Below are 16,342 nucleotides of genomic sequence, written 5' to 3'. Positions count from 1 at the left end.
CCTTATGCGTCGGCTGATTCGCGGAGTGTCGCGCAAGGTCAGCGGTGCCGATGGCGCCCGCGGCGAATCGCCCGCGGCCGAAGGCAGCGCCCAGGTGCTGACCATGGGCGCGGTAGCGTTTCATGCCGGCCTGGACGTGGTGGCCAACCCGGTGCTGCTGGTGTGCCAGCCGGGACAGCGCGTGGTCTATGCGAATCCGGCCGCCGAGGCCACCTTCGGCGTGTCGCGCAAGGGCATGGTGGAACTGACGCTGCCGGACCTGTTCGGGCGTTCCGATGAGTTGCACGGCATGCTCGACACCGTGGTCACGCGGCAGTTCGACGTGCGCCGGCAGGACCTGATCCTGCACCCGCCGCTGCAGGAGCCGCTCCATGTGCACGTAGTGATCGCCGTGCTGGAGGCGGTGCCCGACACGGTGGTGGTCGAGATTCTGCCCAATGAGCAGAAGGTGCGCAGCGAGCGCGAAGAGCGCATCCTGGACCTGACCTCGGCCAACAAGGAGCTGATCCGCAACCTCGCCCACGAGATCAAGAACCCGCTGGGCGGCATCCGCGGCGCGGCGCAACTGCTTGAGTTCGAGCTGCCGGAGCGTTCGCTGCGCGAATACACGCAGGTCATCATCAAGGAGTCGGACCGGCTGCAGACGCTGGTGGACCGGCTGCTGGAGCCGCACCGGCATCCGCATATCGTGTCGAGCCTGAATATCCACGAAGTGCTGGAGCGCGTGCGCTCGGTGGTGCTGGCCGAGTTTCCCAACGGGCTGGAGATCGTGCGCGACTACGACGCCAGCCTGCCCGAGCTGCAGGGCGACATGGAGCAGCTGATCCAGGCGGTGCTGAACATCGTGCACAATGCCGCGCAGGCGCTGGCCGACCGCATGGCGCGCGGCGATGCGCAGATCGTGCTGCGCACGCGCGTCGCGCGGCAGGTCACGATTGCCAAGCGCTTGTTCAAGCTGGCATTGGACTTGCATGTGATCGACAACGGCCCGGGAATCCCCGAAGACATCCGCGAACGCATCTTCTATCCGCTGGTATCGGGCAGGGATGGCGGCAGCGGACTCGGTCTCACACTCGCTCAAACCTTCGTGCAGCAGCACGAGGGCTTGATCGAATGCGAGAGCAGGCCGGGCTGTACCGACTTCCGCATCCTGCTGCCGCTGCACTAGGTTTTGCCGGCGTCCGCGAGCGCGTGCATTGCCGTGGCCGGGGCATGCGGAAGACCAAATGACACCGAGCAGACAAGCGACGCACATGAAGCCGATCTGGATAGTCGACGACGATCAATCAATCCGCTGGGTCCTGGAAAAGGCCCTGGCCCGTGAAAGCCTGCTCTCGCGCAGTTTCACCAATGTGCGGGACGCGCTGGCCGCGCTGGAAGACGACCAGCCGCAGGTGCTGATATCGGATATCCGCATGCCGGGCGGATCGGGCCTGGACCTGCTCCAGGCCATCAAGACACGGCACCCGGGCCTGCCCGTCATCGTGATGACGGCATACTCGGACCTGGACAGCGCCGTGGCCGCGTTCCAGGGCGGTGCCTTCGAATACCTGGCCAAGCCCTTCGATGTCGACAAGGCGGTCGAGCTGATCCGCCGCGCGCTGGAAGAAAGCCTGCGCGAAGAAGAGCTGGAGGACCGCCTGGTCGACGCGCCCGAGATCCTCGGCCAGGCGCCGGCGATGCAGGATGTGTTCCGCGCCATCGGCCGGCTCTCGCAGTCCAACGTGACGGTGATGATCACCGGCGAGTCCGGCACCGGCAAGGAGCTGGTCGCGCGTGCGCTGCACAAGCACAGCCCGCGCGCCAACGGTCCCTTTATCGCGCTCAATACCGCGGCCATTCCCAAGGACCTGCTCGAATCCGAACTGTTCGGCCATGAGCGCGGCGCTTTCACCGGCGCGCAGACCATGCGGCGCGGGCGCTTCGAGCAGGCCGAGGGCGGCACGCTGTTCCTCGACGAAATCGGCGACATGCCGTTCGACCTGCAGACGCGCCTGCTGCGCGTGCTGTCGGATGGCAACTTCTATCGCGTCGGCGGCCATAACCCCTTGCGCGCCAATGTGCGCGTGATTGCCGCCACGCACCAGAACCTTGAGCTGCGCGTCAAGGAAGGGCTGTTCCGCGAGGACTTGTTCCATCGCCTGAACGTGATCCGGCTGCGCCTGCCGCCGCTGCGCGAGCGCCCGGAGGACATCACGCTGCTGGCGCGTCATTTCCTGCAGAAGAGCGCCAAGGAGCTGGGCGTCGAGCCCAAGCGCATGTCCGACGAGGCGCTGGCCTATGTCAGCACGCTGCCGTTCCCAGGCAACGTGCGCCAGCTGGAAAACCTGTGCAACTGGCTGACCGTGATGGCGCCGGCGCAGACCATCGAGGTCAAGGACCTGCCGCGCGAGATGCTGGAGGCGGGCACCAGCGAACCGGTCAATGCGCCGCGGCCCGAGCGGGTTGCCGACGTGCGCGCCCCTGAGTATGAAAGCGCGCCTGACCTTGCCGACTACGGCGGGTATGCAGTCCAGGTGGCGGAAGGCGACACGGCCACCGCAGTGCGGCCGGTGTCCGTGGCCACAGTGGCGCCGGCATCGGCCGGCTGGGAAAGCCTGCTTGCCGGCGAGGCACGGGCCATGCTCGAATCCGGCCAGCCGGAAGTCATGGACGCGCTCACGCGCCGCTTCGAGAAGGCGGTGCTGGAAGCCGCGCTCGGGGTCACGCGCGGCCGCCGCGTCGAGGCTGCGACCCGGCTCGGAATCGGGCGCAACACCATCACCCGCAAGCTGCAGGAGCTAGGGTTCGACTGAGCCAGGGCAGGGCGGGCAAGCCTTTTTCTGAACTGATTGTTTGCTCCCTCTCCCGCGTGCGGGAGAGGGTTGGGGTGAGGGAGGGAGTCTCAACGAAGTACAGCCGGTGGTATGCCAGTGCCTGCCCTTACCCCCTGCCCCTCTCCCGCAAGCGGGAGAGCAAACCATCCCTCCGCGAACGCCGCAGCCCTAGCTGCGCGCTTCAATCAACCGCAGCGCCATCTCCGCAAAACCCTCACCGCCCGCAGCAGCCGTAATGTAGGCCGGCGGCACCGGCAGCCGGGGCAGGATGTCGCGCACATTGGCCACCCCCACCGACAGCGGAAAGTGGGCGAACATGCTGGCATCGTTGGCCGAATCGCCGATAAACAACCATTCATCGCGGCGCGCGTCCAGGTCTTCGCCCAGCAGTTCGGCCACGCACAGCTTGCTCATCGACAGCTTGTCATGCAGGCCGAACCAGCCGTTGACGTGGATCGAGCTGACCGTGGCGGTCATGCCGGCCTCGCGCATGATGGCCGCGATGCGGGCGACGGCGTCTTCGGGCAGGGGGGCAACGTCTTCGGCATGGTCGATGGCCAGGTCGGCGGCATGCCAGGCCTGGTCCGAAGCCAGCGCGCAGCCGGGCACCTCGCTCAGGATGCGTTGGCCGAGTGCATGGATGCGTTCCAGGTTGCGCGCGCGCGTCGGCGCATCGTCCAGGAAGCGTGTCTGCAGGCGGCCGTTGTGCAGGTGCGAGTAAAACGCACCGTTCTCGCCGATGATGGCGTCGACCGGCCACAGCCGGGTCAGGATCTCGGCCCAGGCGATGCAGCGGCCGGTGACCGGGATCACGTGCAGGCCGGCACGGCGCAGGCCGTCGAGCGCCAGGTAGGTCGAGGCCGGCAGCCGCCCGTCGGTGGTCAGGGTGCCGTCGATATCGGTCAGCACGCCGCGAACACGGCGCAGGGCGGGCGCGGGAAGACTGGTGATGGCTTGCATGGCAAGCATTGTAGCGGCTCGATCGTCGCGGTTGCACCGCAAGATGTGGCGTTCTGGAGGGTTTGCCCGGTTTGCTTGTGTGCATGAGAGGGGTAACATGCCGCTGTCACAAAAAGTGCATAGAGTCCGTTGCTTTTGTCCGATACACCGAAGCGTATAACCGGAGAATTTCTCATGATCACCAAACGCACTGCATTGTCGTTGATGGCTTTTGCCCTGCTGGCCGGTGCCGCCCCGGCATATGCCGCGGTCGAGATCCAGTGGTGGCACTCGATGGAAGGGGCGCTTAACGACAAGGTGAATGCCATCGCCGGCCAGTTCAACGCCAGCCAGTCCGACTACAAGATCGTGCCGGTCTACAAGGGGCAGTACGACGAATCCCTGGCTGCCGGGATTGCGGCATTCCGCTCGGGCAATGCGCCGGCGATCCTGCAGGTCTTCGAGGTGGGTACGGCCACCATGATGAACGCCAAGGGCGCCATCAAGCCGGTGGCTACGGTCATGAAGGAGGCTGGCGAGAAGTTCGACGCCAAGGCCTATATTCCTGCCGTGGCGGGTTACTACACGTCGAGCAAGGGCGAGATGATGTCGTTCCCGTTCAACAGCTCGACCACGGTGATGTACTACAACAAGGACGCCTTCAAGAAGGCGGGCCTGGATCCGAACAAGCCTCCGGTGACCTGGCAGGAAGTGGCAACCGACTCCGCCAAGCTGAAGGCAGCCGGCGTGTCGTGCGGCTACACCACGGACTGGCAGTCGTGGGTGCAGCTCGAGAGCTTCTCTGCCTGGCATAACGTGCTCTTCGCCACCGAGAACAACGGCTTCGGCGGACCGGGTGCGCGCCTCGCGTTCAATTCGCCGCTGCACGTCAAGCACATTGCCAACCTGCTCGACATGTCGCAGAAGGGCTACTTTGTCTATGGCGGCCGCAAGGACGAGCCCAAGGCCAAGTTCATCGCGGGCCAGTGCGCCATGCTGACGGGCTCGTCCGCGGCCCTTGCCAACATTCGCAAGAACGCGAAATTCGATTTCACCGTGGCCCAGCTCCCGTACGAGCAGGGCGTGCCGGGTGCGCCGCAGAATACGATCATCGGCGGTGCCTCGCTGTGGGTGATGGGCGGGCGCAAGCCTGAGGAATACAAGGGCGTAGCCAAGTTCTTCAGCTTCCTGTCGCGCCCGGACGTCCAGGCCGACTGGCACCAGTCAACTGGCTATCTGCCGGTGACGCTGGCAGCTTACGAGCTGACCAAGAAGTCAGGTTTCTACGAGAAGAATCCGGGGGCCGACGTGGCGGTCAAGCAGATGATCGTCAAGACCACCGATAAATCGCGCGGCATTCGCCTGGGCAACTTCCCGCAGATCCGCAGCGTGATTGACGAGGAACTCGAGGCGGTCTGGTCGGGCAAGAAGCAGCCCAAGGAGGCACTGGACGCCGCCGTGGCGCGAGGCAATGAACTGCTGGAGCGATTCCAGAAGACCGTGCGCGAGTAATCTCTGTCAGGCGGGCGCATGGCTGAGAACCTGCTCGGCCTGCGCCCAAATTTTTGCGCGCGGCAGTGCTTTCGCTGTCGCGGCACTGGATGCCCTATGGAAAAACGGGTCGTATTCCGCTCCTCGTGGCTGCCATACCTGCTGGTCTTGCCGCAGATGGCCGTGACGTTGGTTTTCTTCTTCCTGCCGGCGGCGCAGGCGCTGTATCAATCCATGTTTCAGCAGGATGCGTTCGGCATTGAACTGCAGTTTGTCGGGCTGGACAACTTCCGCACGCTGCTCGGCGACACCGAATACCTGAATTCGTTTCGGGTGACGGCGGTATTCGCGGTCGGCGTGACGTTGCTGGGCTTGTCGGTTTCGCTGCTGCTGGCTTACTTCGCCGATCGCGTGGTGCGCGGCGCAGCCGGCTACAAGCTTCTGCTCATCTGGCCCTATGCGGTGGCCCCGGCTGTGGCTGGCGTGCTCTGGATGTTTCTGTTCAATCCGACGCTGGGCGTGGTGTCCTATGCACTGCACGCGCTTGGCGTGAACTGGAACTTCCTGCTCGACAGTACGCAGGCGATGACGCTGGTGGTGATCATCGCTGCATGGAAGCAGGTCAGCTACAACTTCCTGTTCTTCCTGGCCGGCCTGCAGAGCATTCCGAAATCGCTGATCGAAGCGGCGGCGATCGACGGTGCCGGACCCTGGCGGCGGTTCTGGTCGATCGTGTTTCCGCTGCTGTCGCCGACCACCTTCTTCCTGATGGTGATCAACGTTGTCTATGCCTTCTTTGACACCTTTGCGATTATCGATGCGGTGACGCATGGCGGCCCCGTCAATGCGACCAATACTCTGGTCTACAAGGTCTACCACGACGGCTTCCGCGGGCTCGATATCGGCGGCTCGGCTGCGCAGTCAGTGGTGTTGATGGCGATCGTGATGGTGTTGACCGTGGTGCAGTTCCGGTATGTGGAACGCAAGGTCCAATATTGAAGGCGGGCAAGATGGTAGAGCGACGACCTTTCCTTGATGTGCTTTCCCACCTGGTGCTCCTGCTGGGCGTGGGGCTGGTGGCGTTTCCGGTCTATGTCACGTTCGTGGCGTCCACGCTGAGCGCGGATGAGGTGCTGCAGGCCCCCATGACGCTGCTGCCCGGAAGCCACCTGCTTGAGAACTACCGGACCGTGCTGATCGATGGCGTTGGCAATGCCGCGTCGCCGGTCTCGACCATGATGAAGAACAGCCTGATCATGGCGCTGGGCATCGCGCTCGGGAAGATCGCCATTTCGATCATCTCGGCCTTTGCCATCGTCTATTTCAAGTTCCCGCTGCGCAAGACCTTCTTCTGGCTGATCTTTATCACGCTGATGCTGCCGGTGGAGGTGCGCATCCTGCCGACCTACAAGGTGGTGTCGGACCTGGGGCTGCTGGACAGCTACTTCGGCCTGACCGTTCCGATCATCGCGTCGGCGACGGCAACGTTCCTGTTCCGCCAGTTTTTCCTGACGATTCCGGATGAGCTGGCCGAGGCCGCGCGCATCGACGGCGCCGGGCCGCTGCGCTTCTTCTGGGACGTGGTGCTGCCGCTGTCGCGCACCAGCATCGCCGCGCTGTTCGTGATCCAGTTCATCTACGGCTGGAACCAGTACCTGTGGCCGCTGCTGATCACCACGCAGAAGTCGATGACGCCGGTGGTGGTGGGGGTCACGCAGATGATTTCGCGCTCGGGCGATGCCGCCACCGACTGGAACCTGGTGATGGCTACGGTGATGCTGGCGATGGTCCCGCCCGCGGTGGTGGTGCTGCTGATGCAGAAGTGGTTCGTCAAGGGCCTGGTCGAAACGGAAAAATAAGGCGTGGCGCGCCACCCGCGCGCACGCAGGACTACAGCAATGGCAAAACTGTCGCTACGCAACGTTCAGAAAACCTACGCCGGCAACGTCAAGGTCGTGCACGGCATCGACATGGAGATCGCCGACGGCGAGTTCATTGTCATCGTCGGCCCCTCGGGCTGCGGCAAGTCCACGCTGCTGCGCATGGTGGCGGGGCTGGAAACCATCACCGGCGGCGAGGTCCATATTGGCGACAAGATCGTCAACGGGCTGGAGCCGGCCGAGCGGGACATCGCCATGGTGTTCCAGAACTACGCGCTCTATCCGCACATGAGCGTGTACGACAACATGGCTTACGGCCTGAAGATCCGCGGCATGGCCAAGGCCGAGATCGCGCAGCGGGTGAACCATGCCGCCGGCATCCTTGAGCTGGCGCCGCTGCTGGACCGCAAGCCGCGCCAGCTCTCCGGCGGGCAGCGCCAGCGCGTGGCCATGGGCCGCGCCATCGTGCGCGAGCCCGCGGTGTTCCTGTTCGACGAGCCGCTGTCCAACCTGGACGCCAAGCTGCGCGTGCAGATGCGGCTGGAGCTGAAGGAGCTGCACCGGCGCCTGGGCACCACCAGCCTGTATGTGACCCATGACCAGGTCGAGGCGATGACGCTGGCCGACCGCATGATGGTGCTCAACGCCGGGCAGGTGGAGCAGATCGGCACGCCGCTGGAGGTCTATTCGCGGCCGGCCAGTACGTTCGTGGCCGGCTTTATCGGCTCGCCGCCGATGAACCTGATCCCGGTGGCACGCAATGCCGGCGGCGACACCAGCGCACAGATGCGCGTGGTGGCGAAAGAGGGCGAGGCCGCCAACGCCACGCTGGGCCACCTGCCGATGGGACTGCACCTGCCCGAGCAGGCGCTGCTGGGGCTGCGCCCGGAGCATATCGAGCCGTGCGCCGCGCATGAGGCCATCGCCGAAGTCGATGTGCGCGTGGTCGAGGCGCTGGGCGCGGATTCCTTCGCCTATGGCTCGCTCGGCGGGCAGGCGGTGGTGGTGCGGCTGGACAGTCATGCCCGCGTGCGCGCCGGCGACCGGCTGCCGGTGACGTCGTCGGCGGAGCACCTGCATTTCTTTGCGCCCGATACGGGCAAGCGCATCGAGGCCTGATCATGGCAGACGAACAGACAAGCTGGGCAGGTGCGGTGACCGCCGACAACTGGCCGTATCCGCGCCATATCGCGCACCGTGGCGCGGGCAAGCTGGCGCCGGAGAATACGCTGGCGGCGTTCCGCCATGGCGCGTCTTTCGGCTACCGGATGTTCGAGTTCGACGTGAAGCTGACGGCTGACGGCAAGCCCGTGCTGATGCATGACGCCACGCTGGACCGCACCACCTCCGGCAACGGGCGCGTGGACAGCCTGACCCTGGGCGAAGTGGCGCTGCTGGATGCCGGCAGCTGGCACAGTGCAGCCTTTGCCGGCGAGCCTGTGCCAACGCTGAAGGCGATCGCGCGCTACACCTGCGCCAACGGGTATTGCATCAACATTGAGATCAAGCCTGTCCCCGGCCGCGAGACGCTGACCGGCGCGGCCGTGGCGCTGGACGCGCAGAGCCTGTGGCGCGGCGCGCCCGTGCCCCCGTTACTGTCGTCGTTCTCCGAAGAGGCGCTGGCGGCGGCGCGCCGGGTAGCGCCGGACCTGCCGCGGGCGCTGCTGCTCGACAAGCTCCCCGCGGACTGGCTGGAGCGGCTGCGCCAACTCGGCTGCGTGGCGCTGGACGCCAACCACCGCGTGCTCAATGCCAAGGTCATTGCCGACGCGCACGCCGCCGGCTTTCGGGTCCTCAGCTACACCGTCAACGACCCCGAGCGTGCCGCGCAGTTGCTGGCCTGGGGCCTGGACGGCCTGATCACCGATGCGGTCGACCAGATCGCGCCGTGATTCAAATTGTTGTGCGGGTGTTGTTAATTCGCTGAATACGCAAGGAATTGCCGCGCCAGTGTGTTTCGCATCGCGAAAAGCCCACATTGATCCAAAGCAATTCATGCTATTCTTACCGCCGTGAAGACTTTAGGTCCTTCCCCGCACAACTTGCCCTTTCGGGCCTTGTGAGGAGGCCATCACATGCGGCACCCAAGCGGTGCCGTTTGCGTAGGCGCCTCAGTTGGGCTCCCAAGAGTTGTTTGCGATCCGCTAACCGGTCAAGCCGTGTCGCGGAAGGTTGAATAACCCGCTGAACTCCGGCATTCCCGGAGAATAGTGAGCGTCCCATGATGCAGCAGTACCAGAGCAACTCGTACCTCTTCGGCGGTAACGCCCCGTATGTCGAAGAACTGTACGAAGCCTACCTCCAGAATCCCGCCTCGGTTCCCGATAATTGGCGCGCGTATTTCGACGCCATGCAGAACGTTCCTGCGGTCGACGGCACCAGCGCCCGGGATATCGCCCACGCCCCCATCGTTGCCTCGTTCGCCGAGCGCGCCAAGCAAGGCCCCATCAGGACCATCGTTGCGTCGGCCGATTCCGACATGGGCCGCAAGCGCGTCGCTGCCACCCAGCTGATCGCCGCCTACCGCAACATCGGTTCGCACTGGGCCGACCTGGACCCGCTCAAGCGCCAGGAGCGTCCGCCCCTGCCGGATCTGGACCCGGCGTTCTACGGCTTCTCCGAAGCAGACCTCGACATCGTCTTCAATGCCAGCAACACCTACTTTGGCAAGGAGTCGATGAGCCTGCGCGAGCTGCTCAACAACCTGCGCGAAACCTACTGCGGCACCATCGGTTTCGAATTCATGTACGTGAGCGACCAGGCGCAGAAGCGCTGGTGGCAGGAGCGCCTGGAAACCACGCGTTCCAAGCCGGTGTTCACGCTGGACAAGAAGAAGCACATCCTGGACCGCCTGACCGCGGCTGAAGGCCTGGAGCGCTTCCTGCACACCAAGTACGTCGGCCAAAAGCGCTTCTCGCTCGAAGGTGGCGAAAGCTTCATCGCCGCCATGGACGAACTGATCCAGCACGCCGGCAGCAAGGGCGTGCAGGAAATCGTGATCGGCATGGCCCACCGCGGCCGCCTGAACGTGCTGGTCAACACCCTGGGCAAGATGCCCGCCGACCTGTTCGCCGAATTCGAAGGCAAGCACGTCGACGACCTGCCGGCCGGTGACGTCAAGTACCACAAGGGCTTCTCGAGCGATGTCTCGACCGAAGGCGGCCCGGTCCACCTGTCGCTGGCATTCAACCCGTCGCACCTGGAAATCGTCAACCCGGTGGTCGAAGGCTCGGCCAAGGCCCGCCAGGAACGCCGCGGCGAAGTCGGCCACAAGGAAGTGCTGCCGGTGCAGGTGCACGGCGACGCGGCCTTTGCCGGCCAGGGCGTGGTGATGGAGACGCTGAACCTGGCGCAGACCCGCGGCTACGGCACGGGCGGCTCGATGCACATCGTCATCAACAACCAGATCGGCTTCACCACCTCCGACCCGCGCGACGCGCGTTCGACGCTGTACTGCACGGACGTGGTCAAGATGATCGAGGCCCCGGTGCTGCACGTGAACGGCGACGATCCTGAAGCCGTGGTGTACGCCATGCAGCTGGCCGTTGACTTCCGCATGGAGTTCAACAAGGACGTCGTGGTCGACATCATCTGCTTCCGCAAGCTGGGCCACAACGAGCAGGACACCCCGGCGGTCACGCAGCCGCTGATGTACAAGAAGATCGCCCAGCACCCCGGCACGCGCAAGCTGTACGCCGACAAGCTGGCCGCGCAGAACCTGGTCCCGGCCGGGTTCGGCGACGAGAAGGTCAAGGAATACCGCGCCGCGATGGACGCCGGCAAGCACACTGCCGACCCCGTCCTGTCGAACTTCAAGAACAAGTTCGCCGTGGACTGGATGCCGTTCCTGAACCGCAAGTGGACCGACGCCGCCGACACCGCCGTGCCGGTGACCGAGCTCAAGCGCCTGGCCGAACGCATCACCACCACGCCTGAGACGCTGAAGCTGCACCCGCTGGTGGAAAAGGTCGTCAAGGACCGCGCCAACATGGGCCGCGGCGACCAGCCGCTGGACTGGGGCATGGGTGAGCACCTGGCCTTCGCCTCGCTGGTGTCCTCGGGCTACCCGGTGCGCATCACCGGCCAGGACGCCGGCCGCGGCACCTTCACCCACCGCCATGCCGTGCTGCACGACCAGGCCCGCGAGCGCTGGGATGCCGGCAGCTACGTGCCGCTGCAGAACGTGTCGGAAAACCAGGCGCCGTTCACGGTGATCGACTCGGTGCTGTCCGAAGAGGCCGTGCTCGGCTTCGAATACGGCTACTCGGCCGCCGAACCGAATGCGCTGGTGATCTGGGAGGCCCAGTTCGGCGACTTCGTCAACGGCGCCCAGGTGGTGATCGACCAGTTCATCTCGTCGGGTGAAGTGAAGTGGGGCCGTGCCTCCGGCCTGACGCTGATGCTGCCGCACGGCTACGAAGGCCAGGGCCCGGAACACAGCTCGGCCCGCATCGAGCGCTTTCTGCAGCTGTGCGCGGACCACAACATGCAGGTCTGCCAGCCGACCACGCCGGCCCAGATCTTCCACCTGCTGCGCCGCCAGATGATCCGTCTGTTCCGCAAGCCGCTGGTGATCATGACGCCGAAGTCGCTGCTGCGTAACAAGGACGCCGTGTCGCCGCTGTCGGACCTGGCCAAGGGCCACTTCGAGACGGTCATCGCCGACCACGAAGAACTCAACGCCAGCAAGGTCAAGCGCGTCATCATGTGCTCGGGCAAGGTCTACTACGACCTGGTCAACACGCGCAAGGAACGCGAGGCCAACGACACCGCGATCATCCGCCTGGAACAGCTGTATCCGTTCCCGCACAAGGCCGTGGCCGCGGAGCTGAAGAAGTACCCGAACGCCACCGAAATCGTGTGGTGCCAGGATGAGCCGCAGAACCAGGGCGCCTGGTTCTTCGTGCAGCACTACATCATGGAAAACATGACGGATGGCCAGAAGCTCGGTTATGCCGGTCGTCCCGCGTCGGCTTCGCCGGCGGTGGGCTACTACGCAAAGCACAACGAGCAACAGAAGGCACTGCTGGATGCTGCCTTCGCCAAGCTCAAGGGCTTTGTTCTGACCAAGTAATCCCGCGGCAGCCACGGCGGCGCGCGCAGGCGAGCGCCGTGGCATTGCCAGCATAAAGACAACACGCATAACACGAGGAATTCACAACCATGGCTATCGTTGACGTCAAGGTTCCGCAGCTCTCCGAATCGGTCGCCGAAGCGACCATGCTCAACTGGAAGAAGAAGCCAGGCGAAGCTGTTGCCCAGGACGAAATCCTGATCGAGATCGAAACCGACAAGGTCGTGCTGGAAGTGCCGGCCCCGTCGGCCGGTGTCCTGTCGATTATCGTCAAGAACGACGGCGACACCGTCGTGGCCGAAGAGATCATCGCCAAGATCGACACCGAAGCCACCGCTGGCGCCGCCGCGCCGGCCGCTGCTCCCGCCCCGGCCGCTGCCGCCCCGGCACCGGCTGCTGCCGCTCCGGCCGCCGCCGGCGCCGTGGCAATGCCGTCGGCTGCCAAGCTGATGGCCGAAGCCGGCCTGTCGGCTGGCCAGGTTGCCGGCACCGGCAAGGACGGCCGTATCACCAAGGGCGACGCGCTGGCCGCCGCCGCCGCTCCGGCTCCCGCCGCCAAGGCTGCCCCGGCTCCGGCCGCCAAGCCGGCGCTGCAGCAGGTTTCGGCTCCGGTCGACTTCGCCGCGCTGGGCGACCGCCCGGAAGAGCGCGTGCCGATGAGCCGCCTGCGCGCCCGTATCGCCGAGCGCCTGCTGCAATCGCAAGCCACCAACGCCATCCTCACCACCTTCAATGAAGTGAACATGAAGCCGGTGATGGACCTGCGCAACAAGTACAAGGACCGCTTCGAGAAGGAACACGGCGTGAAGCTGGGCTTCATGTCGTTTTTCGTCAAGGCGGCTGTGCACGCGCTGAAGAAGTTCCCGCTGATCAACGCCTCGATCGACGGCAACGACATCGTTTACCACGGCTACTTCGATATCGGTATCGCCGTGGGCTCGCCGCGCGGCCTGGTGGTGCCCATCCTGCGCAATGCCGACCAGATGAGCCTGGCCGACATCGAGAAGAAGATCGCCGAGTTCGGCGTCAAGGCCCGTGACGGCAAGCTGTCGCTGGAAGAGCTGACCGGCGGTACGTTCTCGATCTCCAACGGCGGCGTGTTCGGCTCGATGCTGTCGACCCCGATCATCAACCCGCCGCAATCGGCCATCCTGGGCGTGCACGCGACCAAGGACCGCCCGGTGGTGGAAGACGGCCAGATCGTGATCCGCCCGATGAACTACCTGGCGATGTCCTACGACCACCGCATCATCGACGGCCGCGAAGCCGTGCTGGGCCTGGTCGCCATGAAGGACGCGCTGGAAGATCCGGCCCGCCTGTTGCTGGACCTGTAATCAACCGGTCCCCCCCGCGCACGGTGTGCCGTGCGCGGGGCGTGCTGCCCCGTGATGACGGCGCGCCGGCACAAGCTGCCGCCGGCGCCCAACAAGGAATTCCCATGAGCAAACAATTCGACGTGCTGGTGATCGGCGCCGGCCCCGGCGGCTACATCGCCGCCATCCGTGCCGGCCAGCTGGGCCTGAACGTGGCCTGCTGCGAAGGCAATCCGTATGACGATCCCAAGGGCGAAGCCCGCCTGGGCGGCACCTGCCTGAACGTGGGCTGCATCCCCTCCAAGGCGCTGCTGGCTTCCTCGGAAGAGTTCGAGAACGTCCAGCACCACCTGGGCGACCACGGCATCACCGTGGGCGACGTCAAGGTCGACGTGGCCAAGATGCTCAAGCGCAAGGACGATATCGTCGGCAAGATGACCAAGGGCATCGAGTTCCTGTTCCGCAAGAACAAGGTGACGCTGCTCAAGGGCTACGGCAAGTTCGTCGGCAAGACCGCCGAAGGTTTCCAGGTCGACGTCGCCGGTGAAGTCGTGACCGCGAAGCAGGTCATCATCGCCACCGGCTCGAAGGCCCGCCACCTGCCCGGCATCAAGGTCGACAACGACCTCGTCAGCGATAACGAGGGCGCGCTCAAGTTCCCGGCGGTGCCGAAGAAGCTGGGCGTGATCGGCGCCGGCGTGATCGGCCTGGAGCTGGGCTCGGTGTGGCGCCGCCTGGGTGCCGACGTGACCGTGCTGGAAGCGCTGCCCGCGTTCCTGGGCGCCGCCGATGAAGGCGTGGCCAAGGAAGCGCAGAAGCAGCTGACCAAGCAGGGCCTGAAGTTCAGCCTCGGCGTGAACGTGAATGAAGTGACGACCGGCAAGAACGGCGTCACCGTCAAGTACACCGACAAGGACGGCGCCGCGCAGACGCTGGAAGTCGATCGCCTGATCGTGTCGGTCGGCCGCGTGCCGAATACCGACAACCTGGGCCTGGACGCCGTCGGCCTGGCCGCGGACCAGCGCGGTTTCATCGAGGTGGACGACCACTGCGCCACCAAGGTGCCGGGCCTGTGGGCCATCGGCGACGTGGTGCGCGGCCCAATGCTGGCGCACAAGGCCGAGGACGAAGGCGTGGCCGTGGCCGAGCGCATCGCCGGCCAGAAGCCGCACATCGACTACAACTGCGTGCCGTGGGTGATCTACACCTTCCCGGAAATCGCATGGGTAGGCAAGACTGAAGCCCAGCTCAAGGCCGAAGGCCGCGAGTACAAGGCCGGTCAGTTCCCGTTCATGGCCAACGGCCGTGCACTGGGCATGGGCCATGCCGACGGCTTCGTCAAGATGCTGGCCGACGCCAAGACTGATGAGATCCTGGGCGTGCACATCGTTGCCGCCAACGCCTCGGACCTGATCGCCGAAGCCGTGGTGGCGATGGAGTTCAAGGCCGCCAGCGAGGATATCGGCCGCGTCTGCCATCCGCACCCGTCGATGTCGGAAGTCATGCGCGAAGCCGCGCTGGCCGTCGACAAGCGCCAGCTCAACATGTAAGGCGCATGCCTTCCATTGCCTGAGTATCGGCGCGCCGCTTGCGGCGCGCCGTTTTCACTTGCGGCGCGTGCCGCGTGAGCCCCCGAGCATGAACGTCACCGAGTACTACCAGAAGGAACTGAAAGAGCGTGGCTACCAGTCCGACGAGGCGCAATTGCGCGCCGTGGCCCGGCTGCAGCAGTGCTACGACGAATGGGTCGCCTACAAGAGCCGCCGCAACAACGCGCTGAAGAAGCTGCTGGTCCGTCCCGACGTGCCCCAGGGCGTCTACATGTGGGGCGGGGTAGGGCGCGGCAAGTCCTTCCTGATGGACAGCTTCTATAGCTGCGTGCCGGTGGTGCGCAAGACGCGGCTGCACTTCCATGAGTTCATGCGCGAGGTGCACCGCCAGCTGGAAGAGCTGCGCGGCCGCCCGGATCCGCTGGACGAACTCGCGAAACGCATTGCGCGCCGCTTCCGGCTCATCTGCTTCGATGAATTTCACGTCAGCGACGTCGCCGACGCGATGATCCTGCATCGCCTGCTGCAGCAGCTGTTCGACAACGGCGTGCAATTCGTGATGACCTCCAACTACCGCCCGGACCTGCTCTACACCGACGGCCTGCACCGCGATCGCGTGCTGCCCGCCATCGCACTGATCCAGCAGAAGATGGACGTGCTCAACGTCGACGCCGGCATCGACTACCGCAAGCGTGCGCTGGAACAGGTGCAGGCCTACCACACGCCGCTGGATGCCAAGGCCAACTCGGCGCTGCGCGACGCTTTCACCTCGATCGCCGGCGTGGCCGACGAATCGCCGCTGCTCCATATCGAGCACCGCGAACTGCGCGCGCTGCGCAAGGCCAACGGGGTGGTGTGGTTCGACTTTGCCACGCTGTGCGGCGGCCCGCGCTCGCAGAACGACTACCTGGAACTGGCGTCCCAGTTCCATACCGTGATCCTGTCCGACGTGCCGCACATGACGCCGCGCATGTCGTCCGAGGCACGCCGCTTCACCTGGCTGATCGACGTGTTCTACGACCACAAGGTCAAGCTGCTGATGTCGGCCGAAGTGCCCGCGGACGAGCTCTATACCGAAGGCCAGATGGCCAATGAGTTCCATCGGACGGTATCGCGCATCATCGAGATGCAATCGCGCGAATACCTGGAATCCGAGCGCCGCACCATGGACACCTCGCTCACCTGAGCGTTGTTTTCCGGCCCGGCGCGACGATAGCCGGACCGCCTTGACCTATATCAAGGCCGATGCAGGGACCCGCATATACCCTCGATCGGGTAG

General features: G+C 65.0%; 12 protein-coding genes. 11 read left to right on the top strand and 1 reads right to left on the bottom strand.

Annotated elements, in window-relative coordinates:
• The first annotated feature begins 4 nt into the window (after window positions 1-4).
• Window positions 5-1,168 carry a nitrogen regulation protein NR(II) gene (gene glnL, locus ACREYQ_RS09835; protein WP_432257454.1) on the top strand — a complete coding sequence of 388 codons (1,164 nt, stop codon included), beginning with the start codon at window positions 5-7 and terminating at the stop codon, window positions 1,166-1,168.
• Window positions 1,169-1,253: 85 nt separating this feature from the next.
• Window positions 1,254-2,795 (top strand): nitrogen regulation protein NR(I), encoded by a 1,542-nt coding sequence (gene ntrC / locus ACREYQ_RS09830; RefSeq protein ID WP_432257453.1) that lies wholly within the window; start codon window positions 1,254-1,256, stop codon window positions 2,793-2,795.
• A 189-nt stretch (window positions 2,796-2,984) separates the two neighbouring features.
• Here ntrC and ACREYQ_RS09825 read toward each other — a convergent pair whose 3' ends face one another.
• Window positions 2,985-3,776, bottom strand: a complete 792-nt coding sequence (locus tag ACREYQ_RS09825; protein WP_432260393.1) for an HAD-IIB family hydrolase — start codon at window positions 3,774-3,776, stop codon at window positions 2,985-2,987.
• A 204-nt stretch (window positions 3,777-3,980) separates the two neighbouring features.
• Between ACREYQ_RS09825 and ugpB the strand changes: the two genes are divergently transcribed.
• The 9 genes from ugpB to zapE all read left to right on the top strand — a co-directional run bounded on the left by ugpB (window position 3,981) and on the right by zapE (window position 16,249).
• Entirely contained in the window at window positions 3,981-5,267 is a 1,287-nt protein-coding gene (gene ugpB, locus ACREYQ_RS09820) for a sn-glycerol-3-phosphate ABC transporter substrate-binding protein UgpB (protein ID WP_432260392.1), read from the top strand.
• A gap of 96 nt (window positions 5,268-5,363) precedes the next feature.
• Window positions 5,364-6,245, top strand: a complete 882-nt coding sequence (gene ugpA, locus ACREYQ_RS09815) for a sn-glycerol-3-phosphate ABC transporter permease UgpA (protein ID WP_432257452.1) — start codon at window positions 5,364-5,366, stop codon at window positions 6,243-6,245.
• Window positions 6,246-6,256: 11 nt separating this feature from the next.
• Window positions 6,257-7,105 carry a sn-glycerol-3-phosphate ABC transporter permease UgpE gene (gene ugpE, locus ACREYQ_RS09810; protein WP_432257451.1) on the top strand — a complete coding sequence of 283 codons (849 nt, stop codon included), beginning with the start codon at window positions 6,257-6,259 and terminating at the stop codon, window positions 7,103-7,105.
• 39 nt (window positions 7,106-7,144) lie between these two features.
• Window positions 7,145-8,245: a sn-glycerol-3-phosphate import ATP-binding protein UgpC gene (locus ACREYQ_RS09805; RefSeq protein ID WP_432257450.1), complete on the top strand. Its 1,101-nt coding sequence runs from the start codon at window positions 7,145-7,147 to the stop codon at window positions 8,243-8,245.
• A 2-nt stretch (window positions 8,246-8,247) separates the two neighbouring features.
• On the top strand, window positions 8,248-9,018 hold the full coding sequence (ugpQ, locus tag ACREYQ_RS09800; RefSeq protein ID WP_432257449.1) for a glycerophosphodiester phosphodiesterase: 771 nt from the start codon (window positions 8,248-8,250) through the stop codon (window positions 9,016-9,018).
• Between the two features lie 329 nt (window positions 9,019-9,347).
• On the top strand, window positions 9,348-12,200 hold the full coding sequence (locus ACREYQ_RS09795) for a 2-oxoglutarate dehydrogenase E1 component (protein WP_432257448.1): 2,853 nt from the start codon (window positions 9,348-9,350) through the stop codon (window positions 12,198-12,200).
• A gap of 89 nt (window positions 12,201-12,289) precedes the next feature.
• The gene (gene odhB / locus ACREYQ_RS09790) at window positions 12,290-13,534 is read left to right on the top strand and encodes a 2-oxoglutarate dehydrogenase complex dihydrolipoyllysine-residue succinyltransferase (protein WP_432257447.1); all 1,245 of its coding nucleotides are present in this window, start codon (window positions 12,290-12,292) and stop codon (window positions 13,532-13,534) included.
• 104 nt (window positions 13,535-13,638) lie between these two features.
• Window positions 13,639-15,063 carry a dihydrolipoyl dehydrogenase gene (gene lpdA / locus ACREYQ_RS09785; RefSeq protein ID WP_432257446.1) on the top strand — a complete coding sequence of 475 codons (1,425 nt, stop codon included), beginning with the start codon at window positions 13,639-13,641 and terminating at the stop codon, window positions 15,061-15,063.
• An 88-nt stretch (window positions 15,064-15,151) separates the two neighbouring features.
• Window positions 15,152-16,249, top strand: a complete 1,098-nt coding sequence (zapE, locus tag ACREYQ_RS09780) for a cell division protein ZapE (RefSeq protein ID WP_432257445.1) — start codon at window positions 15,152-15,154, stop codon at window positions 16,247-16,249.
• Window positions 16,250-16,342 lie beyond the last annotated feature (93 nt).

Source organism: Cupriavidus sp. TMH.W2, from assembly GCF_050847365.1.
Classification (GTDB): Bacteria; Pseudomonadota; Gammaproteobacteria; order Burkholderiales; family Burkholderiaceae; genus Cupriavidus.
This window is presented reverse-complemented; position numbering and strand designations above follow the sequence as displayed.